Annotated in this window: 23 protein-coding genes; 14 read left to right on the forward strand and 9 right to left on the reverse strand. The window is 62.6% G+C overall.

The window, feature by feature from the left end; all coding sequences use genetic code 11:
* Positions 1–106 precede the first annotated feature (106 nt).
* The 4 genes from DK389_RS32880 to DK389_RS25200 all read left to right on the forward strand — a co-directional run bounded on the left by DK389_RS32880 (position 107) and on the right by DK389_RS25200 (position 3,828).
* Positions 107–415, forward strand: a complete 309-nt coding sequence (locus tag DK389_RS32880; RefSeq protein ID WP_162560847.1) for a DUF6894 family protein — start codon at positions 107–109, stop codon at positions 413–415.
* Between the two features lie 752 nt (positions 416–1,167).
* Positions 1,168–2,405, forward strand: a protein-coding gene (locus DK389_RS25185; RefSeq protein ID WP_109893757.1) for an IS3 family transposase whose coding sequence is annotated in 2 segments (ribosomal slippage) — positions 1,168–1,528 and positions 1,528–2,405 — 1,239 coding nt in all. Because the reading frame shifts where the segments join, the coding sequence is not laid out codon by codon here.
* 226 nt (positions 2,406–2,631) lie between these two features.
* On the forward strand, positions 2,632–3,069 hold the full coding sequence (locus DK389_RS25190; RefSeq protein ID WP_418291971.1) for an SRPBCC family protein: 438 nt from the start codon (positions 2,632–2,634) through the stop codon (positions 3,067–3,069).
* A 504-nt stretch (positions 3,070–3,573) separates the two neighbouring features.
* Complete coding sequence (locus DK389_RS25200) at positions 3,574–3,828, forward strand: DUF6894 family protein (protein WP_109893763.1); 255 nt, start codon at positions 3,574–3,576, stop codon at positions 3,826–3,828.
* Positions 3,829–3,900: 72 nt separating this feature from the next.
* Here DK389_RS25200 and DK389_RS25205 read toward each other — a convergent pair whose 3' ends face one another.
* Positions 3,901–4,368 (reverse strand): Ros/MucR family transcriptional regulator, encoded by a 468-nt coding sequence (locus DK389_RS25205; protein ID WP_109893765.1) that lies wholly within the window; start codon positions 4,366–4,368, stop codon positions 3,901–3,903.
* 593 nt (positions 4,369–4,961) lie between these two features.
* Between DK389_RS25205 and DK389_RS25210 the strand changes: the two genes are divergently transcribed.
* The 5 genes from DK389_RS25210 to DK389_RS25230 all read left to right on the forward strand — a co-directional run bounded on the left by DK389_RS25210 (position 4,962) and on the right by DK389_RS25230 (position 9,971).
* A complete protein-coding gene (locus DK389_RS25210; protein ID WP_109893767.1) occupies positions 4,962–6,056 on the forward strand; it encodes a calcium-binding protein in 1,095 nt (364 codons plus the stop codon).
* Between the two features lie 139 nt (positions 6,057–6,195).
* A protein-coding gene (locus tag DK389_RS25215; protein WP_109893769.1) for an IS5 family transposase occupies positions 6,196–6,964 on the forward strand; the annotation gives its coding sequence in 2 pieces (ribosomal slippage) (positions 6,196–6,515 and positions 6,514–6,964; 771 coding nt in all).
* Between the two features lie 680 nt (positions 6,965–7,644).
* Positions 7,645–8,100 (forward strand): LexA family protein, encoded by a 456-nt coding sequence (locus tag DK389_RS25220; protein ID WP_109893771.1) that lies wholly within the window; start codon positions 7,645–7,647, stop codon positions 8,098–8,100.
* Complete coding sequence (locus DK389_RS25225) at positions 8,097–9,386, forward strand: Y-family DNA polymerase (RefSeq protein WP_109893773.1); 1,290 nt, start codon at positions 8,097–8,099, stop codon at positions 9,384–9,386. Before DK389_RS25220 ends, DK389_RS25225 begins: the two co-directional genes overlap by 4 nt.
* 186 nt (positions 9,387–9,572) lie before the next feature.
* Complete coding sequence (locus tag DK389_RS25230; RefSeq protein WP_109893775.1) at positions 9,573–9,971, forward strand: exopolysaccharide production protein YjbE; 399 nt, start codon at positions 9,573–9,575, stop codon at positions 9,969–9,971.
* 240 nt (positions 9,972–10,211) lie between these two features.
* Here the strand turns inward: DK389_RS25230 and DK389_RS25235 are convergent, their stop codons facing one another.
* Entirely contained in the window at positions 10,212–10,484 is a 273-nt protein-coding gene (locus DK389_RS25235; RefSeq protein ID WP_109893777.1) for a hypothetical protein, read from the reverse strand.
* A gap of 164 nt (positions 10,485–10,648) precedes the next feature.
* On the reverse strand, positions 10,649–10,921 hold the full coding sequence (locus tag DK389_RS25240; RefSeq protein ID WP_109893779.1) for a hypothetical protein: 273 nt from the start codon (positions 10,919–10,921) through the stop codon (positions 10,649–10,651).
* Positions 10,922–11,441: 520 nt separating this feature from the next.
* On the opposite strand from DK389_RS25240, the gene DK389_RS32885 reads away from it, so the two are divergent.
* Positions 11,442–11,696, forward strand: coding sequence for a hypothetical protein (locus tag DK389_RS32885; RefSeq protein WP_162560848.1), 255 nt, complete (start codon positions 11,442–11,444; stop codon positions 11,694–11,696).
* Between the two features lie 109 nt (positions 11,697–11,805).
* A protein-coding gene (locus tag DK389_RS25255; protein ID WP_109890655.1) for an IS630 family transposase occupies positions 11,806–12,866 on the forward strand; the annotation gives its coding sequence in 2 pieces (ribosomal slippage) (positions 11,806–12,310 and positions 12,310–12,866; 1,062 coding nt in all).
* 656 nt (positions 12,867–13,522) lie between these two features.
* On the opposite strand, the gene DK389_RS25260 is transcribed toward DK389_RS25255, so the two are convergent.
* Positions 13,523–13,792, reverse strand: coding sequence for a hypothetical protein (locus tag DK389_RS25260; RefSeq protein WP_109893785.1), 270 nt, complete (start codon positions 13,790–13,792; stop codon positions 13,523–13,525).
* Positions 13,793–14,040: 248 nt separating this feature from the next.
* On the opposite strand from DK389_RS25260, the gene DK389_RS25265 reads away from it, so the two are divergent.
* Positions 14,041–14,454, forward strand: coding sequence for an exopolysaccharide production protein YjbE (locus DK389_RS25265; protein WP_472436458.1), 414 nt, complete (start codon positions 14,041–14,043; stop codon positions 14,452–14,454).
* Positions 14,455–14,500: 46 nt separating this feature from the next.
* On the opposite strand, the gene DK389_RS25270 is transcribed toward DK389_RS25265, so the two are convergent.
* Positions 14,501–15,663, reverse strand: a protein-coding gene (locus DK389_RS25270) for an IS3 family transposase (protein ID WP_109893787.1) whose coding sequence is annotated in 2 segments (ribosomal slippage) — positions 14,501–15,402 and positions 15,402–15,663 — 1,164 coding nt in all. Because the reading frame shifts where the segments join, the coding sequence is not laid out codon by codon here.
* Between the two features lie 374 nt (positions 15,664–16,037).
* On the opposite strand from DK389_RS25270, the gene DK389_RS25275 reads away from it, so the two are divergent.
* Positions 16,038–18,209, forward strand: coding sequence for a calcium-binding protein (locus DK389_RS25275; protein ID WP_109893789.1), 2,172 nt, complete (start codon positions 16,038–16,040; stop codon positions 18,207–18,209).
* Positions 18,210–18,538: 329 nt separating this feature from the next.
* Here DK389_RS25275 and DK389_RS32890 read toward each other — a convergent pair whose 3' ends face one another.
* The 3 genes from DK389_RS32890 to DK389_RS25290 all read right to left on the reverse strand — a co-directional run bounded on the left by DK389_RS32890 (position 18,539) and on the right by DK389_RS25290 (position 20,601).
* Positions 18,539–18,937 (reverse strand): HNH endonuclease, encoded by a 399-nt coding sequence (locus DK389_RS32890; protein ID WP_162560849.1) that lies wholly within the window; start codon positions 18,935–18,937, stop codon positions 18,539–18,541.
* A gap of 241 nt (positions 18,938–19,178) precedes the next feature.
* Positions 19,179–19,799 (reverse strand): PRC-barrel domain-containing protein, encoded by a 621-nt coding sequence (locus DK389_RS25285; RefSeq protein ID WP_109893791.1) that lies wholly within the window; start codon positions 19,797–19,799, stop codon positions 19,179–19,181.
* Between the two features lie 409 nt (positions 19,800–20,208).
* A complete protein-coding gene (locus DK389_RS25290; protein ID WP_109893793.1) occupies positions 20,209–20,601 on the reverse strand; it encodes a hypothetical protein in 393 nt (130 codons plus the stop codon).
* 338 nt (positions 20,602–20,939) lie between these two features.
* On the opposite strand from DK389_RS25290, the gene DK389_RS25295 reads away from it, so the two are divergent.
* Positions 20,940–21,776: an alpha/beta fold hydrolase gene (locus DK389_RS25295; protein ID WP_109893795.1), complete on the forward strand. Its 837-nt coding sequence runs from the start codon at positions 20,940–20,942 to the stop codon at positions 21,774–21,776.
* Between the two features lie 60 nt (positions 21,777–21,836).
* On the opposite strand, the gene DK389_RS25300 is transcribed toward DK389_RS25295, so the two are convergent.
* Positions 21,837–22,202, reverse strand: a complete 366-nt coding sequence (locus DK389_RS25300) for a response regulator transcription factor (RefSeq protein ID WP_335645501.1) — start codon at positions 22,200–22,202, stop codon at positions 21,837–21,839.
* Positions 22,203–22,248 lie beyond the last annotated feature (46 nt).

Raw genomic sequence — 22,248 nt, forward strand, 5'->3', positions numbered from 1 at the left:
CCGGCTCGCCGCGGCGGGCTTTTTCGTGCGCCTCGTGCGGCAGCTGATTGTACTGGAGCCTACATTGCAGCCCCAAGTTGTACTCGCGCTCAAACGGGGAAGGGGCATGCCGCGGTTCTTCATCGACTCGAACGACGATGACATGCTCGTCGAGGACGATGAGGGACAGGAGTTTCGCGATCTGGCAGCAGCTCGAGACGCGGCGATGATGCTGTTTCCCGACATGGCCCGAGAAAGGCTGCCTGACGGAGATTGCCGCACCTTCTGCATCAGCATCCGGGATGAGCGCGGTGCCACGCTCTACCGCAACCCTAAGCCTGGTTGGCGAGTGGAAGCAGGCCCAGCCGTAAGCCGTCGACCCGATGCTCGGTCCGTCATCCTACAAGAAGGCTTGCATCCTCTCGAGAGCCTCTAGGCCCGCCTGGGTGATCGCCCACACGTGCGCCGTCGCGTCGAACGTCACATAGCCGAGAGCGCGCGCAGCCTGTCGAGCTTGCCCCTGGGCCACCGTGCAGCCGATGCCGATCTGTCGTGGGCCGAGTGGACGACCGCGTTCCGCCAGAACGCGCAGAAATTTCTGCATGTCGGGACTCACTCACGGCCTCCGGATCTGGCTCGCCGCCGTCGAGCGCGAGTCTCCGTCGTATGCGGCCGCGTGAGCCTATGCATTAATCACGGTTACACGACGTCAGGTGTCAGGCTTGCCCAATCCTTGCTCTGCACGCTCGCGGGGCTTTCTCCTGCCGCGCTTCACCTGCGTGAATGCCCGCCAGGATCTGAGGATCATGCTGGCCGGGCTGAAGCGGAACCCTCCCGGGTACCCTTCAGCCCGGCTCCGCCGATCTACCAACCGTGCCCCCTAAGCTGGCGGCGGGGCCGCTCTTCAAACCGTACTGCTTTGCTCGGCACAGCCCTGCTGTCCCAGACGCCTGGGTTCCCTCTGAGGCGCCTAATCTGGGTGAATGCCGCGGGCGGCTGATCAGGCACGGTGAACAGGCTGGAAGTGCACATCCAACACGGCCTTGCCGGCGCCTCTCAGGGATTCTCCGCTGGCAGGGCCGTTTCGCCAGCAATCATCATGCTTAGGCCGGCCCCGCAGTCTCGGTGAACTGCACCCCGTTTTGACCGGACAGGCGGCATAGCTCACGAAGGCATAGGCGCAAGCCTATGGGTAAGGCTATGTCACCTGATCCGACTGCCCCGCCGGTGCACGGCGAGATCCTGGCTGGCGTTCAGCGCCGACGTCGTTGGTCCACGTCCGAGAAGATCCGCTTCATCGAGGAGAGCCAGCAGCCCGGCTCGTCCGTATCGTTCGTGGCCCGCCGCTACGGCATATCGCCGAGCCTGCTGTTCTCGTGGAAGCGACGCATGTTGGAGGGCGGCCATCAGGCCGTGCAAGCCGACGAGGAGGTCGTCGGAACCAGCCGGGTGCGCGCGTTGGAACGGCGCGTGCGCGATCTCGAACGCCTGCTCGGGCGCAAGACCATGGAAGTCGAGATCCTGAAGGAGGCGCTCGACCTCGCGCGCACAAAAAAACTGAGCTTGCCGCTCGCCTCCTGGGGCGAGCCGACGGGCGGTTCGCGGTGAAGGCGGTCGCCGACACGCTCGGCGTAGCCCGCTCTCATCTGACCGAGCGCCTGAGCCATTCCTCCCGGCCGCGCGGCCCCTACCGCAAGCCCAAGGATGCGCTGCTGTTGCCGACGATCCGCGCGATCGTCGATGCGCGGCCGAGCTACGGCTACCGCCGCGTCACTGCGCTGGTGAACCGGGTGCTGCGCTCGCGCGGCGAGCCCGTCATCAACGCCAAGCGCGTGCTCCGCATCCTGCGGGCGAACGGGCTCACCCTCGCGCCGCACACTGCCCGCCGTCCCGGCCGGACCCACGACGGCGTCGTCGTCGCACTACACTCGAACGTGCGATGGTGCTCGGACCACCTCGAACTGCGCTGCCGGGACGGCGCAGTCGTGCGGGTGCTGTTTGCCATCGACGCCTGCGATCGCGAAATCATGGCTTGGTCAGCGACCACGGCGGGTGTCTCGGCCGAGATGGTCTGCGACCTGATGCTTGCCTGCGCCGAGCGCCGGTTCAGCGCGACAAAGACACCGCATCCGGTCGAGTGGCTGTCCGACAACGGCTCCGCCTACATCGCCAAGCAGACTGCTCAAACGGCCGCTGCGCTCGGCCTGCGGTTGCTGTTCACGCCGGTGCGCTCGCCCCAGAGCAACGGCATCGCGGAGGCATTCGTGAAGACGCTCAAGCGCGACTACGCCCGCCTCACGATCCTGCCGGACGCCGAGACCGTGATGCGGCTTCTGCCCGGCTGGTTCGAGGACTACAACACCATCCACCCGCACTCCGGCCTGCGCATGCTCTCGCCCCGAGAGTTCCTCAGCCGGAGTGCCTAAACCCGCCCCGCCGCCTGTCCGCTCAGACAGGGTGCACTCCACTCGGGGCTCGCGCGGCTTTCAATACGGCAATTATTTTGTTCACACATGCGCAAGCATGGCACCGTGCGGCCTCGCTTCCGATTGATTGTGCGCTATCTTCTTCGGCGGCTTCGATGCCAACGCAATCAACCATTCGAGGAAACGCCTTATGTTCAGGTCGTTAGCGCTGACCGCTACTTTCGTTATGGCAGCCCTCAGCCCCGCCGCAGCCCTCGAAGTTACCAAGACCGCAGATGTCGCGGCCCCACCCCCAAAAGTCTGGAAGACCATCGGCGAGTTCTGTGGGATTGGGGATTGGCACCCGGCAGTGGAGAAATGCACGCTCTCCGAGAAGGGCGGCAAGAAGATGCGCACCCTGAACCTTAAGGGCGGTGGCGAGATCGTCGAGGAGCAGGTCTCCCGCGACGAGAAGAAGATGGACTACACTTATACGATCTTACAGAGCCCGCTGCCGGTGTCGGACTACAAGTCGACGCTCTCTGTGGCACCGAATGGCGCGGGCTCGAAGCTTACCTGGACCGGCTCGTTCAAGGCCAAAGGTGCCCCTGATGCCAAGGCTCAGGAGGTGATTGGCGGCATCTACGAAGCTGGGCTCAAGGGAATCACCGAGAAGGCGAAGTAAGCCATCAATTCAGCAGGGGCCGGCAAGCCCTGCCCCTGCTTCATACGTGGCTGCAATGACAGCGAAGGGCTATTTGAAGTGAGCACGACCAATGGAAGCGGCTCTGAACGCCTCGGCGAGCTCATTCGCTTGGCTATCGATCTTTCCGATCGCGTGCTCATGGCTCGGCTCGCGGATCAGGAGATACCTACCCGACAGCTTCGTGCGCTCGTTGAGGCAGCCATGTTGCTTCACGAGCGAGGCGAGTCATGGCCGGCGCTGCTCAACCAAGCCTTGTACGAATTGTCGGGGACGACAGAGGAAAGCTTCTCGGAGGGCGGTGGGCTTCAGATTGTGACTTGATCAATACCAAGCTGTCATCCGAGCCGCCCGTCCTGCCGATCTCACACCTTCCGCATGCGTGGCCGAGTTGCCAAGGTCGGGGGCGCTGGAGCGATCGGGCGAGCACCGCGCGCAAGCCCGTGCGTTGACGACGGCAGAGCCCATCTGCCGGCGGGAGCGCTCATGCCCTGGTACTTCTTCGACGTGCTGCACGATGGGGATGACGTCACCCGGGATCACAAGGGTGTAGACCTCCCCGATATGGACGCGGCCCAGAGCCACGCGATCGGGATCTGGCACAGGATCATTGAGGAGCGTGCTGGCGGCGGCCGGGATCCTCAGCACTGGAATGTTGCCATCCTAGACGTGCATGGAACCGTGCTGGCTCTCGTGCCGATGCCGACGGGGCCAGATGGTGGACCTCCCGCCATGGGCTGATCGGAACACGATTCGAGGAAGCCGCTCGAAGGAGGTGAGTGCTCGCCCTTAGGAAGGGCGAGCCCGGCCGTATCAGCCAGCCTTACGGCGCCCGCGGCCCTTCGGTGCCTCGGCAGCCTCCGCCATACCGCCTGTGCGCCCAAGGCCGATCGCCTTGGCGAGCTCGGAGCGCTGGGCGGCGTAGCTGGCCGCGACCATTGGGTAGTCGTTGGGCAGGCCGTAGCGCTGACGATACGTATGCGGATCAAGCCCCTGCGTCGTTAGGTGGCGCTTCAGGGTCTTGTAGGGCTTGCCGTCGATGAAGCTGATCAGCGCATCCGGCGTGATCGACTTGCGGATCTGCGAAGGCGTGGCCTTCTCGACCACTTCCTCAGCAGCCTGAGGCGCGCCGCTGGCGAGGCCGTTCAGCGCCACGTGCACGCTGGCGAGCAGAGTCGGCAGCTCGGCGACCGGGAGAGAGTTGTTGCTCACGTAAGCCGAGACGATATCGGCTGCGAGTTGCACGAAGTCGGGGCTCTGCCCCTGCTCTTCTTCTGTCATGTTAATGTTCCGTAGCTTGCCCCTCGGCTCGCCTATGGAAGATCATTCCGCAAACATCAAGCGGGCCCGGGCATTGTTCTTCGATGCGTGGCGATCGTCGTGTGGAAGAGTAGCTTTCTGCTACGCTAGCTGTAGCCTCGTAGCTTGTGGTCGCCTTCGCATCTTCGCCACGTCGGCAGCGCCTTCGTCCCGCGCCGCTCAGCCCACCCGCGCCGCTCCAGCGGCTCACAGATCCGCGCGGCTGGCCCGGGGCATGAGAGTAAAACTAACTCTAAGGCTTTTCGCACCGCAGAAACAGTCAAGCATCTGCGATGCAACATGGTCGCCTTCGAAGGCGCCGCCTCAACAAACTCATGGTACGATAAAACCAAAGTAGAGAGGCATTCTCGTCATTAAAGCTTCGCCGTAAGTTGCGGCAGGTTGTCGCGTTAGTCGTCCAAAAAATGAATACCAAGAAGGCGTTTTGCCAATTTCTAGCTTGGCCTTTTCTGCACAAAAGCGTACTCGTTAATCTCTGTTAAGGATCTATTACTCCATGCCTCCGGTTGGCTCTGAAGCTGAATGCGCAATGCACAGCTTAGGGAGACGCTCCGATGGCGACGATTTCTGGCACCAACGGTCCAGACAACCTGACCGGCACAACTGCCGATGACATCATCCTCGGTCTTCTGGGCAATGACATCATCACGGACCCAGGCGGCTTCAACCGGATAGACGGGCAGGACGGCAACGACACGATTACGGGCGGCAGCGACGTCGACTACATCGCGGCTGGGCCCGGCGACGACACGGTCTTCGGCCGCGGTGGCAATGACCAGATCATTGGCGAAGCCGGCAACGACCGCATCTTCACACAAGATGGTGATGACTATGCCGCCGGTAACCCAGGTGACGACTTCGTAGTCGGCGGGCTCGGCAATGACTTCCTTGTTGGCGAGGCAGGACGCGATCAAGTCTATGGCGAGCAGGGCGACGATTTTGTGGCTGGCGGCGACGATGACGATTACGTTGATGGAGGCCCCGGCAACGATTTAGTAGATGGCGATGCAGGCAATGATCTGTTGGACGGGCAAGCCGGAAATGATGTCATTTTCGGCGACTCTGGCGACGACGTCATGAACGGGCGCGCAGGTAACGACATCTTGGACGGAGGAATTGGCCGCGATACTGCCATCTTCAATTTCGCGTTCCTGCAAGCGGGCATCGATTCTCGGGGGACCCTTGTATCCGTCAGTGGAACAGGGGAAAACGGCACAGACATTGTGAAAAATACTGAGGTCTTCCAGTTCGGTGACCGCACGATTGTTCAGGGCGACGGAAGCCCGCTCGTTGATGATCTATTCTATCTGAGCCGAAACCAAGATGTATTCAACTCAGGTTTAGACGCAGACTCGCACTACAATACGTTTGGTTGGCGCGAAGGCCGCAACCCGAACGCCTTTTTCGATACGCAGGGGTATCTGAATGCTTACGGAGATGTGCGAGCGGCAGGAGTGAATCCGCTGGAGCACTATCTCAATTTTGGCTGGAAAGAGGGACGCGACCCGTCCGCGAACTTTGACACGAGAGGATATCTTGCCGCAAACCCGGACGTTGCAGCGGCCGGCATCAATCCTCTGGTGCATTATTTGGAATTCGGCGCCGTGGAAGGACGCCAAGTTGTCAGTGATGGAGTTTTCTTCCATTAAAGATGATTGAATGCCTGAAGTTTTGTTGACCAATTTCAGGCGTCTCAATACACCGCTAGCCCCTCGGCGCTTACGGCCTGTGATCGCTTGAACCGTCTGATGCGGTGAGCGTTTCGCCTCTCCTGAACGAGGAGGAGCGATGCTGTCGGACGCACAATGGGCTGAGTTGGAGCCGCTGGTGGAAGCCTGCCGGCCGAAGGGCAAGACGCCACCACAGGATCTGCGTCGCACCGTCTCGGCTATCCTCTGGCGGCATCAGAATGGCGCCAAGTGGCGCGCCGTGCCAGCTGAACTCGGACCCTGGTGGCGGGCCGCTCAGGTCTTCATCCGGTGGGCACGCGCTGGTGTCTGGGAGCGGCTCCTCAGCCTCGTTCAGGAGCGCGGCGTGCAGCTCGGCATGGTGTTCCTCGACGGCACCAGCGTGCGCGCTCACCAGAAGGCGGCGGGGGCTGCGCGAAGGGGGATCTCAAGCTGAGCGGAGCAAGCGTGAGGCGCTTGGCCGCTCTCGTGGCCTCTCAGGGACCAAGGCTTGCGTGATCGCTGATGGCGCTGGTCGCGCCATCGCGTTCCGGATCGCGCCTGGGCAAGCACATGAACTGCCTCAGGCCATCCCGCTGCTCGAGCAGCTGCCGGGCGTGCCCAAGTGGGTGGTGGCCGACCGGGGCTACACCAGCCATCGCTTCCGCGCGCACATCTGGGGCATGGGTGCACGGCCTGCGATCCCGCCGCAGCGGCACGAGGCGCCTGTCGCCTGTCCGGATTGGATCTACACCAACCGCAACCGGGTCGAGCGTCTCTGGGCGCGGTTAAAGGAATGGCGCGCCGTCGCCACCCGCTACGAGAAGACCGCCACCAGCTTCGCCGGTGTCCTCTGCCTTGCCGCCGCACTCGACTGGCTCAAGTCATAACAGGCCGTAGCCGGGTGGCTAGTGCTGGTCTGTCGATCATCCTATTTGCGAAAATGAGCTATGCTCGTGGCAACAGCTAAACTGACAGCTTCGAATAGCAGATTTCGTATTGTCTATTGGTAAATTTTGCAACGCTCGCCTGAAGGATGAACTTAGACAAAAAATTTGTAGTATGATATTCCCTAAATATCAGTAAAAAGTGGCCCTGCCATTCCAGCTTAGGAGACTTTCGTGAAGCAGGGCCACGCCAATAGCCTAGACTACCAGCGCTTGCAGGCTATGCCAATGATGTGCTCGCGCGCACCTACCTAGGTTAATCAATAGTAACTTTATCTATGTCGCTCATCCCCCCGCAACTGTTACGCTCGAAGGTTCCGAGCCGTAAGATCCTGCAGCTTGTAGCCCCATAAAAGCCCGCCGCGGTGAGCTGGATGAGCTGAGGCGGTTCCCGAAGCGGGTGGATCGCGCTCAGGCGAGATTGCGGGACCGCGTAGCTCGTCCGCATCACCATCGCCGGTTCCCATTCACATTTTGCAGCACGCCTAACAGCCGTCGCCGCCTCATCTTTCTGGCCGCCGTCCACAGGAGTGCACAGGCTTGAACGGCGGCGGGCAGACTCCGGATTGAACCGAGGCCGCCCATCCTGTTTGTTCCTCGTATGTTCTCACACGGGGAGGCGGATGGGCGTCTATCGCATCAGCGATGGCGGCGATGGCGGTCGGGATCTCGTCCACATCCCGATCCTCGGCCAGTGCCTTTGCGCCGGCTTCCCGTCGCCCGCTGACGACTTTCTGGAAGGGGCCCTGGAGTTGCCGCGCTGGCTCGCGCCGAACCCACCAGCGACCTTCGCCTGGAACATTTCGGGCGACTCGATGCGAGGTGCCGGCATCTTCGATCGCGATCTTGCGGTCGTCGATCGCAGCCTCAAGGCCGGTCACGGCAGCGTCGTCGTGGCGGCCGTTGACGGTGAGATGTCGATCAAGCGCCTTGTCATCGACGGGAACGTGGCACGCCTTGCCTTCGACAATTCGGAACTGCCGGTGTTCGCCGTCGAGGAGCTTGGAGAGGCTGAGATCTGGGGCGTCGTGCGCTTCTCGATCCGCTGGCACATCGCGCGGGCGGGCCTCGTGCGATGACGCGCGCCATCGCCCTGATCGACGGCAACAGCTTCTACTGCTCCTGCGAGCGTGTGTTCGATCCGAAGCTCGCCGGCGTGCCCGTCATCGTGCTCTCGAACAACGACGGCTGCGCGATCGCCCGCACGGCCGAGGCCAAGGCGCTCGGCATCCGCATGGGCGAGCCGTACTTCAAGATCCGGGACATCTGCCGCGCGCAAGGCGTGCGGGTCTTCTCCTCGAACTACACACTCTACGGCGACATGTCGGCGCGCACCAACGCGGTCTACCGCGACTTCGCGAAGGCCGTGGAGATCTACTCGATCGACGAGAGCTTCCTCGACCTGTCGGACGTGCGAGAGCGCGACCGCCTCGAGCTCGCTCGGGATCTGCGTGCTACGGTGAAAGCTTGGACCGGCATCCCGACCTGTGTCGGCATCGGTCCAACGAAGACGCTGGCGAAGCTTGCCAATCACATCGCCAAGAGCATTCCCGATCTCGGCGGCGTCTGCGATCTCAGCGACGAGGATGAGCGGGCGGCCTGGCTCTGCCGGGTGCATGTCGGCGAGGTCTGGGGCATCGGCCGCGCCTCGCTCGCCAAGCTCGAGGCAATGGGCGTCGACAGCGTGGCCGATCTGCGCGATCTCGACCCACGGCCCGTCCGCAAGGCCATGACCGTGGTAGGCGAGCGCATCATTCACGAGCTGCGCGGCCTGTCCTGCTTGCCCCTCGAGCTGATGCCGGCCCAGCGCAAGGGCTGCGCCGTAACGCGCTCCTTCTCATCCCGGATCAGCGATCGCGAGACGATGGAGCAGGCGGTGTCCGCCCACGCGACCCGGCTCGGGGAGAAGCTGCGGCGCGGTGGTCTCGGTACCTCGCATGTGACGGTCTTCTACCACACCAGCGAGCACGACCGCGGCGAGCCGATGCGGTCGGTCTCGACCACCGTGACGCTGCCGGAAGCGACGAACGACACCCTGGCCCTGATCAAGGCCGCGCGCCTCGGCGTCGCGAAGACGTGGCGCGAGCCCGGCGAGCGCGCCTGGCGTTACAGCAAGGCCGGCATCGTCACGACCGACCTGATGCTGCTGGAGGCGAGCCCGCGGGCGCTGATCGGCCGCCTCGATCGGGAGCACTCTGGGCCGCTGATGGCAGCGATAGATGCCTGCAACGCCCGCTTCGGCCGCGGCACAGTGGTCCCGGCGCGCGCGGGCCTTGAGGCGAAGCGCGACTGGAGCACCAAGTTCGAGATGCGGACCCCGCGCTACACGACACAGCTGTCTGAACTGCCGACCGCGAATGCGTGAGCTGCTGGCGACTGGCGCCAGAGCTGACCACTTTCCGGCCGAGGCAGCAGCGTTGCTATGTACAGCGAGGCTCTTACTGCCGGCGGCCACCATCGGCACCGCACAAAATCAGTCTGCCGCTCCCTAAGGAACTTCTGAGCAGCTGGATGATTCTCTCCGCGCCAATTAGACTTGGAGGAACGCACCATGAAAGCTTCAACCTTCATCAGCGCTGCTGCTGCGCTGGCCCTCTCGAGCAGCTTTGCGCTGGCCGCTCCGTGCAACACCGGCACGACCAAGGACAAGAACCCCGGGCAGCAAGCGGCGAACCCGAAGAGCTCGGATGTCGACACCTCCAGCAAGAACCTCGCGGGCGGCGAGCAGCCGGCCTCGCCGGGGACCGTCGGCGCCATGAACAACGTCGGCGCGAACCAGGCGGCGGGCGCGAACACGGGTTCGACGGCGCAGGCCAACAAGGGGGATCGCACGGACCCAGGCGCCAAGAACCTCGCAGGCGGCGAGCAGCCGGCTTCGCCTGGTACGGTCGGTGCGATGAACAATGCAGGCGCGGACCAGAAGGTCGGCAAGAAGGACGACGATTGCTGATCACTGCGCCTAGAGATTGAGCCAGGGCCCGTCCAGCCAACGCTGCGGCGGGCTCTTTCGTTGTCGCTGTCAACTGTGGTGCAGTCGGGGGCTCGACGGGAAGAGCCGGTCGAAGGATGCTTGGCCATAGCCAAGCGCCTTCAAACCGGCTCCCCGTTAACGACCTAAAGGAACGCACCAGAAGGTCATAGAAATAAGCCGTGATGGCGCAAAAAGTTCATACGTGAACTCTCAGCCTTGTCACCCTGCCCTTCGCTTCTCCGGCCGCGCTAGCCAGATCGCTGTACGGGCCGCCGCGCGCCTCAGCTCCTCGGTTGACGACACATCCGCCATCACCTGGGAGACCCAACGATTGCTCTTCAGGGCGCCAGTGAGATCGAGCTCGTAACTTTCCCCTAGCCCGAACAGGCTCGTGCTCGGGTCAGCCATGTACGCATCGACGGCAGCGCGCACGTCGTCATCGGTGAGGATGTCCGCCTTTACCAGATCGCCGACTGTCGGGTCGTCAGACACGTGCCCGCTCCCTGGCCAGCGCCCTCAGCGCCTTCAAGTAGGGCGGGACCGACGCTTGTGGCACGATGAAGTCCCGCTCGCCACAGCCCTTGTCGCCTCGCCTGTCGGCACATCCACGATGAACTTGGCGAGCTAATTGGCGGCTCGGAGGCGTCTGGGGGCGATCATGCCGGCTTTCCTTGAAGGCCATTCATCGCCTTCTCTATCGCATCCTCGATGATAACGTGGCGGTCCTCAGCCTCGCCAGACAGATCGCGCGTCTTGCATTGATTGGCGAGAGCGAGGCGCAATTCATTCAGCGCCGCGATCTGAGCGGCCGGACCATCGATTTTGGCCACGAACGCGACAATCGTTCCTGCTGCGGCAGCGGCTTGGCTCGCGTCCCCGCCATCGATGAATTCCATGAGAAGACGCTGGGATTCTTCGCGGTCCGTCATGCCTCACCATGCCATGCACACCCGCTGCGACCAAGACCGGGTCAACCGGGGTGGATTTTAACCGACCCGCTACCGTGCCAAGCGATCTCCATCAGCTCCGTCGTGGTGTGCCTGTCGGTAGGTCGGGACGGCGCCTTCGCGGTCAAGCGTCCGAGGATAGCGCCCACCACCTGAATTCCTAGATAGGGATGCCGACGGGCTCAGGTCGAGCTCCATCACCGCCTCCTCCACCGCCGAGTTGCCCAAGTCGAGGAAGCCGCAGCCTTGCCCTGGCAACGATGTCTGCTACGCCCTGTTGGGTCTGTATGGTCACAATCTCCGTCATGATCGCCACTCCGCGTGGGGCTCGCATCCTGGCTCACTCGCTGGAGAGGGAAGCTGCGCTTGCGGGGGAGTCGATCTTGCGCAACCTCGAACTCTGCGCCCTGCCTACCGCACTCTGGATCCAATGCGCAGATCTGGCTGTTGCCCTTAGGCTCACCGGCTATCTCAATGGGGTGCAGGAGGAGATGATCGCTGCGTGAGCGGCCGAGTTGCCGAGATCGAGGAAGCAGGCGAACGGTCAGTGGACGGGGCGCTTCGGCTCATCGCGCATGCCGAGCAAGAAGGCGCCGCAGATGATCGCGTCGGCGCGAATTTCCCGACCCTCGATCTCGAAGCGAAATCCATCGCCAGCTTCGGCGATCTGCACCGGCAAGCCGCTGTCGACGAGAAAGCGGAACGCCTCGCTCAGGAGTTCATCGGACTGGTGCAACTCGGTCATGGCGCAGGTTGAGACACGATGAGGAAAAACTCCACTCATACCGGTCGACGGTGATAGCGACTCACGAGGTTTCGTATCGGCGGCGGATCTGGTTCGATGAGGCAAACCGGGAGGGTTTGCCATGTCCGCTGCGGTTGCTCTGCGTGAGGATTTCAACGCCGACGATCTTCGACGTCTGGCCAAGGCCAGCCGAGACGCGGGCCAGAGCCGCCGGCTGCTGGCGCTGGCCGAGATCTACGAGGGCGGCAGCCGCACGGATGCGGCTCGGATCGGGGTGGTAGGGTTGCAGACGGTGCGCGATTGGGTGCTCGCCTTCAACGCAGCTGGCCCGGCCGGGCTGATCAACCGCAAGGCCCCGGGCAACCCAGCCAAGTTGAGCGATGCGCAGCGTCAAGCGCTGGCGCAGATCGTCGAGAGCGGGCCGGACCCGGATCGACACGGCGTGGTGCGCTGGCGGCTGAAGGATCTCGCCGCCTGGATCTACGCCAGCTTCGGCGTGAGCCTGGACGAGAGCACGGTGGGCCGCACGGTGAAACAACTCGGCTTCCGCAAGCTGTCGGCACGCCCGCGCCATCATGAGCAGGACCCGGCCGCACTGGCAGCCTTCAAAAAAACTTGCCCGCCGAGGTGAGGGCGATCCGAACCCGGCTGCCGGCTGGCACGGCCATCGAGGTGTGGTGGTCAGACGAGGCTCGGGTCGGCCAGAAGAACACGCTGCCCCGCCGCTGGGCGCGCCGCGGCAGCCGGCCCTCGGCGCCCAAGGACCAACGCACGGCCCACGCCTACATCTTCGGAGCGATCTGTCCCGAGAAGGGCAAGGGTGCCGGCCTCATCATGCCGAGATGCGATACCGCGGCGATGAACGAGCACCTCAGGGAGATCAGCTGCAGCGTCGAGGAAGGCGCCCACGCCGTGCTGATCCTCGATGGGGCGGGCTGGCACGTCGCCCACGACCTCGTCGTGCCCGCCAACATCACCCTGCTGCCGCTGCCAGCCTGCGCCCCGGAACTCAACCCGGTCGAGAATGTCTGGCAGTTCCTGCGCGACAACTGGCTCGGCGACCGCGTCTTCTCGTCCTACGAGGACATTGTCGAGCAGTGCTGTCAGGTCTGGAACCGGTTCATCGACCAGCCTTGGAAGATCATGTCCATCGGCCTGCGTGACTGGGCCTATCAGTTATGATCACCACCGATTGGTATCACGTCACCGCGAGGCAATCCGCTGCCACTTCGGCCGCACCTTCATCCCACCCCGCTCGGCCAGCCCGCGCCGTCGAGACGATACGCCGCGCATCGATCACAGCACCGCCCGCAGCCTGATATGTTGAACAGACGCGGCGAACCTTGCCCGGAGCGACGGGCGATTGTTGGATGTACCTCACGGGTGGGGGCAGGCCATGAGCGGGCTGAGCTGGCTCGGGTTAACGGTAGCTTTCCTTGCTCCCATTCCGCCGCGCCCCGAGCGGTCAGAGCCCCACGGACCTAACCGCCGCATAGCGTGCCTGCTCGCTGGGGCCGCAATCCTCCTGTCGGTCGCGCCGTTCCTCGTCGCTTGGAGCCATCATCGGACCTACGACGCCCTTCGGGTAAGCTGTGCCGCTTCAGGCGGCCATATCACGAACGCGCGCGAGAGGAATCCGCCTTACCGATGTGAGCACTGAGCGGTTGGATAGGAAGCAGTGTTCCGGCTTCCAGCGCCTCGCAGATCCGCGCGGCCGCCTCGGTGCGCGAGCGCGTAGGCAGCCCCGCCCGCCCAGCGATTGCGCCCGGCGTGGCGAACTCGTCGGTGAGCGCGGCCAGCACCTTGCGGGCCTGGATCGGGAGCGGACCCCGCAAGGATCAGTGCTTCTTCTTCGCCGATAAGGCGAGCGCCTCGTCGCGCTCGTTCTCCAGTTCCATCATCGCGATCTGCATCTCCGGGATGGCGGCGATCCGGATTGCAATCCGCCGCGCTTCCTCGCGCGACATGCGTTGGGCAGCGGAGCGACGCTGCTCGTCGTCGGCGAGGTAGACGTAGGCGACCGGGAAGCCCGAGGCGTCCTCAATGCGGATGGCTTCTTCGAGTTCAACGAGGCGCCAGGGCGGCTGGAAGCGGCGGGGTTCGGTCATGCCAAGTGCCAGATGAGCAAGGCGCCGAGGACGAACAGGGCGGCGAGCAAAAGGCCGCCGACCAACATGCCACGGACATAGCGCTCTATTCGAGGGTCCGTCATCGCTTCTCCGGCCGAGCCAACAAGATTGCCACGTGCACCGCGATTTCTGAAGGCAGCGAGCACCCTTGGCACCGCACAAAATCAGTCTGCCGCTCCCTAAGGAACTTCTGAGCAGCTGGATGATTCTCTCCGCGCCAATTAGACTTGGAGGAACGCACCATGAAAGCTTCAACCTTCATCAGCGCTGCTGCTGCGCTGGCCCTCTCGAGCAGCTTTGCGCTGGCCGCTCCGTGCAACACCGGCACGACCAAGGACAAGAACCCCGGGCAGCAAGCGGCGAACCCGAAGAGCTCGGATGTCGACACCTCCAGCAAGAACCTCGCGGGCGGCGAGCAGCCGGCCTCGCCGGGGACCGTCGGCGCCATGAACAACGTCGGCGCGAACCAGGCGGCGGGCGCGAACACGGGTTCGACGGCGCAGGCCAACAAGGGGGATCGCACGGACCCAGGCGCCAAGAACCTCGCAGGCGGCGAGCAGCCGGCTTCGCCTGGTACGGTCGGTGCGATGAACAATGCAGGCGCGGACCAGAAGGTCGGCAAGAAGGACGACGATTGCTGATCACTGCGCCTATGATCTGCCCCCACGAGGTGGCCCAGGTTCGAAGTTAGTGCACGGTGGGCCGCTCCACCATGGACATCTTGGCCGAGGCGGCCGGCCAACTGATGAAGGCAGGGATGAACACCTCTGGGGCTGGTGGTCGGTAGCCCAATGAACCGTGCGGTCTGACCGTGTTGTAGTGGCGTCTCCAGCTCTCGATCACGGTCTGCGCCTCCTTGAGCGTGTAGAAGATCTCGCCATTGAGGAGCTCGTCCCGCAAGCATGCGTTGAAACTCTCGACGTACCCGTTTTCCCACGGTGAGCCCGGCGCGATGTAGGCCGTCTTGGCTCCGACACCTGTGATCCAAGTCTGAACAGACTTGGCGATGAACTCCGGCCCATTGTCCGAGCGGATGTGAGCCGGCACGCCGCGCAGGATGAACAGGTCAGAGAGCACATCGATCACGTCCGCCGCCTTCAGTTTCCGGTCCACACGGATGGCCAGGCACTCGCGCGTGAACTCGTCGACCACGTTGAGCATCCGGAACTTACGTCCGTCGTGCGTGCGCGCCTCGACGAAATCATACGACCAGACGTGGTTGCGCTGTTCCGGCCGTAACCGGAGGCAGGAGCCGGCGCCGTCCCACACCCGGCCGCGCTTGGGTTGGCGCGCGGGCACCTTCAGCCCCTCGCGCCGCCAAATGCGCTCAACCCGCTTGTCGTTGACCAGCCAACCCGCCGCCTTCAGCAGCGCGCTGATCTTGCGATAGCCGTAGCGGCCGTACTTCTTTGCCAATTCGACAAGGTCGGCGGTCAGCGCTGCCTCATCATCGCGGCCCCGCGGCACCTTGCGCTGTGTCGAGCGATGCTGCCCGAGCGCACGGCAGGCGCGGCGCTCGGAGACGCTGAGTGCGTCCATGACGTGCTCGACACAGGCGCGCCGGCGCGCGGGGCTCAGAAGTTTCCCCGGGCGGCCTCCTGCAGGATCAGCTTGTCCAGCGTCAGGTCCGCAATGGCCTTGCGCAGCCGCTGGTTCTCCGCCTCCAGATCCTTCATGCGCCGGACCTGGCCCGACTTCAGCCCGCCGTACTCCTTGCGCCAGCGGTAGTACGTCACTTCGGTCACGCCGATCGCGCGGATCGCCTCGGCCACGCTTTGACCTTGGGAGATCAACACGTCCGCCTGCCGCAGCTTGGCAACAATCTCCTCAGGCTTCGGTCGCTTCGCCATCTCGTCCGTCCTCCTGGCTCAAAAGCCATACCAAAAGGGCGGACCACTCCCATGGGGGTGGATCAGTCATTGCTTGGGCTATTAAAGGCGTCTCTGCTGCGGATATTGCTCAGCTTACTGGTCAAGCGACGTTCGGAGTAGGTGAAACCTCAAAAATAATTTCACTCCAGCTGAACGGCAACGACAAGGTCGAGCCCGATCGCACGGTCACGTTCACTATCAATGGATCCGATCGCGACATTTCGATCAAAAAACCATCTGCTGACATTACTATTGCTGATGATGACGAAGTACGTAGTTTTAAGGATATTTTTAAACAGTATCCCGAGCTGGCCAGCAAATCTGTTGGTGTTTTAGAAAACGTCGGAAGCTTGATGGTCGAGGGCTCCAAAAATGCTGCCGAATATGCAAGCGGATTAGCAAACGAACTTGCGAATGGAGTGCCATCTTACATCGATGATCTTAGTCTCGAACGTCTCGATGATAGCCTTACCAACCTTGAGCTTATTGAGAAACGCCTCGGTAAGTTCGCGGACTCATTCAAAAAAATTGACGGGGCTCTTGACGATGCTGTGAACGCTCTTGGTTCTAAATCAGCCGATTTGATCGGCAAGGGGACCCACATCAGCGCGACAGCACTTGGAAAGTTGCTGCCTGTGATGGATGGTTTGAACGACGCAAATAAAGTGCTTGATCAGGGCGGCTCCGTTCAAGATGCAGCCCTTAGGGGTGTTCGCTCCGCCAGCGTTGCCATCTTGTCAGGTGAGATTGGCACGATCGCAGGCGGTATTGCGATTGGCGCTGCAGCAACGTTAGGCGCTGCCCCGATCGCCGCCGCGGTTATAGGAGCCACCGTTTCGATCGGTGCAGCATATGTCATCGGTGAGACAGTCAACGGCGCTCTCAACTATATCGAGCCTCTGGAGGGCAGGAAGCCCGTCCCTGTGAATGTGCACTCCTTCTCTCTTGGTAATAATGTAGACTCACTTGATCTCACTTCCATTAATGCGACTGCAGTCATCCCTGACAAAGAGTTGCTCGTATTTGATGAGTCTCAGATTGATAAGACTTTCAGTGGAGCTAAGTGGTCTTTCGATCCAAAAACCTATGAGTTCAAGTGGTTGGATGAGGCAACGCGCTACAAGTTCGAACAGACTGCCGCTGCTTTGGATCTGCAGCAAGAGGTATTGCAAAAAGTCCCCGATATTCAAGCTAACGTGACGCCAACTTCCGCTAAGTACGAGTTTTTTTCGGCAGGTGCTGGTAATGACATTATCGGTGGCTCCGATAAAACTGATATTCTGCTCGGCAAAGCCGGAAATGATCGTTTAGGTGGCGGCGGAGGTGACGACGTTATTTTCGGAGGTACCGGCGCTGACATTCTTATCGGCGGGTCAGGTAATGATCGTCTGCTGGGGCAAGAGGGGGCCGACACACTAATTGGCCAGGCTGGCGATGATCAACTTGATGGCGGTAGCGGTGCCGATTACATGTGGGGCGGGGAGGGTAATGATACTTACTTTGTTGATGATATCGGTGATAGAATTTCAGACGACACAGGTCAAGGGAATGATACAGTCTATACTAGTATCGATTATTCCTTGAGTTCTGATGTATTATACAGCATTGATAGACAAGAAATCGAAAATTTGCATGCGAATGCTGGATCGAAAGGTCTCTCACTTCACGGTAATTGGCTCGCGAATAAAATTTACAGCGGAGCAGGTGACGACCAGATGATGGGTTTTGTTGGGAATGACACGTATTATGTCAACTCTCAAGGAGATCGCGTGTTTGAAGATGCGCATAGCGGATACGATACAGTGCGGACTGACGTTGACTACACCTTGCAGGCGGGCCAGGAAATCGAGCTTCTGACCTGTTCGGACTTAAGCAGCAGTATTGGCCTCAAACTTACTGGTAATGAATTCGACAATAAGTTTATTGGTGGCAGCGGTGCTAATGTCTTCGAGGGCGGTGAGGGCAATGATACTTATGTCGCGATGAATAATCTTGATGTAGTTATTGAGAAAGTTGACTCTGGTACAGATGCAGTTGAATCATACATTAGTTATGAATTGTCGGCCAATGTGGAAAATTTATTCCTTATGGGATCGGAGTCTAAAGAAGCTACTGGTAACAAAAGCGATAACGTGATCATTGGTAACGCAGGCTCCAACCTGATCAATGGCAAATTAGGGAATGACATTCTTTCCGGCGGAGCTGGCAACGACACTTTTTGCTTTAGCAGTCAATTTGGTCCAAGCAATGTCGACCATATTTCCGATTTTGAAGTCAGAAGTGATACATTTCGACTGGACAAATCCGTGTTCTCCGGACTCACTTCGGGTGAATTTTCAGGCGAATTTTTTAAAGATATAACTTCGCAGGATTCTTCTATCGACGATAATGATAGGATCTTATACGATCACAACACTGGTAACTTGTATTTTGACTATGACGGTAAAGGTTCAATAGATGCGGTTCTGTTTGCTGTATTGGATAATCGTCCTACCTTACTTAGCCAGGACTTCTTCGTGATATAAGGAAATCTCTTGCTCGGCGTGTGGAAAACCACTGTCCGGTTACTCCTGATCGAGCTAGGTGATAGGTGTAGAAACGGCCGTTTCTAAAATCCAAAAGCAGAGGGGCCTATGCGACGTCGCACAGGCCCCTTTCCCGTCTCAAAATCAGTCTTTAAATCTCAGTCTCATTATCTTTCCCGCACGACGAGAAACGATACTGCGGCGTGCGCATAGGCTACGCTACGGTATCAACCCTGGACCAGAACCCCGACCTTCAACTCGAACAGCTGTGGGAGGCCGGATGCGAGCGCATCATAAACCTGTTCGACGGATCTGTCCTCCGCGCTGCGCTAGAGCGCGCCGACTTCATCCGTCCCGTCCTTCTGCATGGGAAAGGGGGAGGAAAGGCCGAACAGATCGGGCTGTCCGCGCTTGCTGTGCCTTGTGACCGTCGCATTGGCTCTACGATGGGGTGCGTCCCAAGTGTTGTGGCATCGCTGGCAAAGGGCGCGTAGATTGCCGTCGTCGTTGTTGAGCGGGTTCTGGTCCAGGTGCGCCGTCGTCAGCACGACGGTGGCGCCGGTCTCTGGGTGCTTGTCGTTGTTGACGGCCCGGCACTCCGGGAACATCGGCGTGCCCTCGCAGCGGAACTCCGCGCGCTGCATGATCCGATAGCGGAGGTCTTGCCACTCGCGCGAGCGGATTGAGCCGCCCGGATAGAGTTTCATGCGGTCTGCGCTGATGGGCATGCCGCGGCCTCCGTCAGGTTTGACAAAAGAGACCTAAGTGGTTGATCGAAGGTGGCGGGTTTGACGCCTCCGGAGCAGCTAAGGCTTTATGAGCACAGGATAAACCGGGGCATCATAATCCTTGTGTCGGGGGTTCAAATCCCTCCCTCGCTACCAACTTTCTCGCGAACTTGGACGGACGCAGCCCTGGCCATCGCGGGGGCGATGTGCGTGAGGGCTCGACGGCGCGGATCGTGCGCGATCACGGCTTCCCGCCAACCTCGTAGCTGAAGGTCGGTGCGGCTTCCAGCTCCGCCCGGGTCATGCGAACTTCCCCCTCCACCGGCTCTCCGACCTCGATGGTGGCCCGCCCGCGCGACGCGTCCGCCCGTTCGGCCGACCCCGTGTTCTCGCCCGTGTTGGCGCTGGTCTCGGCACTCAGGGCGCTGTCGCTCGTCCGGGCGCCCGGCATGGTCTCCGGCCCCGCCGTCGCGGCGGTCTCCGCCGAGGGGGCGTTCTCCGCCTTGACGATGGAGGGGTCGCGCCCCTTCCCCGCCCGGGCATCGGTATTCCAGGCGAACCTGTCGAAGGGCACCGCGACCCGCTTCGTCCCGATGCCGAGGAAGCCGCCGACATCGAGGATCACGGCCTGGATGCGGCCACCGCGATCGACCAGCACGTCCTCGATCTTGCCGACCTTCACGTGGTCCTGGCCGATGACGCCGAGCCCGATCAGCGTCGAGGCCTTGAAGGTGCCGGGCGGGCGATGCGTCGGGAGGCCGCCCGGCTGGCCCGGCCCCGGTTGCGCCAGCGCCTGCGTTCCCGGGACGGTCCCGAGGACGATCGCGAGCAGGGGCACGATGAGGCAGGGCTGCTTCGGCATAGCCAAGATGATCCGCGTTGCCCCGCCGCCCGGTCCCGGGCGACGGAGAGGAGAGAGCCTCCTCACCTCGGCTTCCGGGCCGATGCGTCAACCCCCACGGGTCGAGATGCGGGGACGGCCAGGAAGGGACTGAGCCGGATCGCCGCCTGTTCAGGGATGGCGATCGCCTCGAGTTCGCTCGATGGCCTGCAGGGTGTCGGAACTCTTGAGATCGAGAGGACGAACCTTGGTATGATCGGCCGACGGAGGCTGCCGCGTCGGAACGACCGCCGCCGGCAGCCGGGGGAGGGGCCCTCCGGCCCGGCGCTCGACCAAGGTGCCCGGCGGGATCCCGCCACCGGCCAGCGCCGCAACCGAAGGTTCCGGCGCTGTCGCGGTGGGTCACGAAGCCCGTCGTTGACGGGGCCGATCAGTTCGGAATCCGCAGGCGGGCCGGGCCGCCGGTCTCCTGGCCCCTGCCGCGCTCGTAGCTCGGCAGAGCGGGGTTCTTGGCGTTGTCGTCGTCCTCGTCGCTCCCGTAGAGCGGGAGGTTCGGGCCGACCGGCGCGGAGGCGCGGGCGCCCGTCCAGCGCACCGGCCGGTTCGTGACCTGGAAGTCGGAGCCCCAGACCTCGATCGTGTGGGTGCCGGCGGGCCGGTTCACCCGCGGAGCGGCGGGCACCGGCGCCGCGAGCAGCGGCGCTGGCTCGTTCGGGACCTCGAAGTTCGAGCCCCAGGCCTGGATGGTGCGGGTCCCTTCGGCGAGGGCGGGCGTGACCATGCCGGCGAGGAGCGCCAGAGAGACGAAGAACTTCTTGGTCATGACTATCTCCTGTGCGCAGGATCAGTGCAATATTGCTTGCCTGCGATGGGATATATTTTGACGCGACCAACGAAGATTGTAAGATAAACCTTGGTATGCACGGGAGATACGTGCGGATCGTCAGACATACGCAGGATTGGGCGATGCCGCCCCCCGCGGCGCGACCCTCACGCGCGACCGCTCCGGCCCGGGCCGGGTGCCCGGCACCGGCCGCCACTCATGCCCGCCGCTCATGCCCGCGCCGAGCGTACGAATGGTCCCGCTCCGTCGAGCGGCCTGATAGGGGAGCGGCAGCGGAGCGGATCGCCGCCCGGGGCGACGCCCGCAGGAGCCTCCCCATGCCCTACGTGACCACCCGCGACGGCGTCGAGATCTTCTACAAGGATTGGGGGCCGAAGGACGCCCGGCCGATCATGTTCCATCACGGCTGGCCGCTCTCGGCGGACGATTGGGACGCCCAGCTCCTGTTCTTCCTGCAGCACGGCTACCGCGTCGTCGCCCACGACCGGCGCGGGCACGGGCGCTCGACCCAGTTCAGCGATGGCCACGACATGGATCACTACGCGGCCGACGCCTCGGCTGTCGCCGAGCATCTCGACCTGCGCGAGGCGATCCACATCGGGCATTCCACGGGCGGCGGCGAGGTCGCGCGCTACGTGGCGCGGCACGGTCAACCGCAGGGCCGGGTCGCCAAGGCCGTGCTGGTCAGCGCCGTGCCGCCGCTGATGCTCAGGACCGAGGCCAACCCCGCCGGCACGCCGATCGAAGTCTTCGACGGGTTCCGGGCCGCGCTCGCCGCCAACCGCGCGCAATTCTACCTCGACGTCGCCTCCGGGCCCTTCTACGGCTTCAACCGTCCGGGCGCCGAGGTCTCGCAGGGCATCGTCCAGAACTGGTGGCGCCAGGGCATGATCGGCAGCGCCAAGGCGCATCACGAGGGCATCAAGGCCTTCTCCGAGACCGACCAGACCGACGATCTGAAGGCGATCTCGGTGCCGACCCTCGTCCTGCACGGCGAGGACGATCAGGTGGTGCCGATCGATGCCGCCGGCCGCCTGTCCGTCAAGCTCGTCCAGAACGGCACCCTGAAGACCTATCCGGGCTTCCCGCACGGCATGCTCACCGTCCACGCCGACGTGCTCAACCCGGACCTCCTCGCCTTCGTGAAGGGCTGAAGGCCACTGGCTCCGCCGCGGGCCGCGACCCATCGGTCCCGGCGGGGCCGACGGATCGCCTCAATGCAGCGAACGGCCGCCGAGGGCCTCCTCGATGCAGCGGATGATGGTGTCGCCGTCGGGCGGCTTGCTCAGGAAGCACTGCGCCCCGGCATCCAGGACGCGCCGCCGCACGGAATCGGTCGGGAAGGCCGTCAGGAAGATGATCGGAAACCGGCGCCCGGCCGCGTGGAGGCGCGCCTGCAGCTCGTCTCCGGTCATGGCCGGCATCTGGACGTCCGAGATCAGGCAGGCCGGCTCCCGGTCGAAGGCGTCGCGCAGGAAATCCGGCCCCGACCCGTAGGTGCGGACGCGGTAGCCGAGCGAGCGCACGAGGCTCGCCAGGGACGAGCGGACGGCCTCGTCGTCGTCGACGATCGCGATCATGGGCGCCTCCGTCATCGCTCCTGCCTCACCGCACCGCGTCTCGCAG

Origin of the sequence: Methylobacterium durans (assembly GCF_003173715.1) — a bacterium.
In the GTDB taxonomy this organism is placed as follows: domain Bacteria; phylum Pseudomonadota; class Alphaproteobacteria; order Rhizobiales; family Beijerinckiaceae; genus Methylobacterium; species Methylobacterium durans.

Excerpts from the sequence above, each read along its gene's own strand:
- DK389_RS25300 (WP_335645501.1), bottom strand. The coding sequence starts at position 22,202 with ATGATCGCGATCGTCGACGACGACGAGGCCGTCCGCTCGTCCCTGGCG.
- DK389_RS25295 (WP_109893795.1), top strand. The coding sequence starts at position 20,940 with ATGCCCTACGTGACCACCCGCGACGGCGTCGAGATCTTCTACAAGGAT.
- DK389_RS25290 (WP_109893793.1), bottom strand. The coding sequence starts at position 20,601 with ATGACCAAGAAGTTCTTCGTCTCTCTGGCGCTCCTCGCCGGCATGGTC.
- DK389_RS25275 (WP_109893789.1), top strand. The coding sequence starts at position 16,038 with ATGGTCGAGGGCTCCAAAAATGCTGCCGAATATGCAAGCGGATTAGCA.
- DK389_RS32890 (WP_162560849.1), bottom strand. The coding sequence starts at position 18,937 with ATGCCCATCAGCGCAGACCGCATGAAACTCTATCCGGGCGGCTCAATC.
- DK389_RS32880 (WP_162560847.1), top strand. The coding sequence starts at position 107 with ATGCCGCGGTTCTTCATCGACTCGAACGACGATGACATGCTCGTCGAG.
- DK389_RS25210 (WP_109893767.1), top strand. The coding sequence starts at position 4,962 with ATGGCGACGATTTCTGGCACCAACGGTCCAGACAACCTGACCGGCACA.
- DK389_RS25190 (WP_418291971.1), top strand. The coding sequence starts at position 2,632 with ATGGCAGCCCTCAGCCCCGCCGCAGCCCTCGAAGTTACCAAGACCGCA.
- DK389_RS25205 (WP_109893765.1), bottom strand. The coding sequence starts at position 4,368 with ATGACAGAAGAAGAGCAGGGGCAGAGCCCCGACTTCGTGCAACTCGCA.
- DK389_RS25200 (WP_109893763.1), top strand. The coding sequence starts at position 3,574 with ATGCCCTGGTACTTCTTCGACGTGCTGCACGATGGGGATGACGTCACC.
- DK389_RS25220 (WP_109893771.1), top strand. The coding sequence starts at position 7,645 with ATGGGCGTCTATCGCATCAGCGATGGCGGCGATGGCGGTCGGGATCTC.
- DK389_RS25230 (WP_109893775.1), top strand. The coding sequence starts at position 9,573 with ATGAAAGCTTCAACCTTCATCAGCGCTGCTGCTGCGCTGGCCCTCTCG.
- DK389_RS25285 (WP_109893791.1), bottom strand. The coding sequence starts at position 19,799 with ATGCCGAAGCAGCCCTGCCTCATCGTGCCCCTGCTCGCGATCGTCCTC.
- DK389_RS25260 (WP_109893785.1), bottom strand. The coding sequence starts at position 13,792 with ATGACCGAACCCCGCCGCTTCCAGCCGCCCTGGCGCCTCGTTGAACTC.
- DK389_RS25225 (WP_109893773.1), top strand. The coding sequence starts at position 8,097 with ATGACGCGCGCCATCGCCCTGATCGACGGCAACAGCTTCTACTGCTCC.
- DK389_RS25240 (WP_109893779.1), bottom strand. The coding sequence starts at position 10,921 with ATGACGGACCGCGAAGAATCCCAGCGTCTTCTCATGGAATTCATCGAT.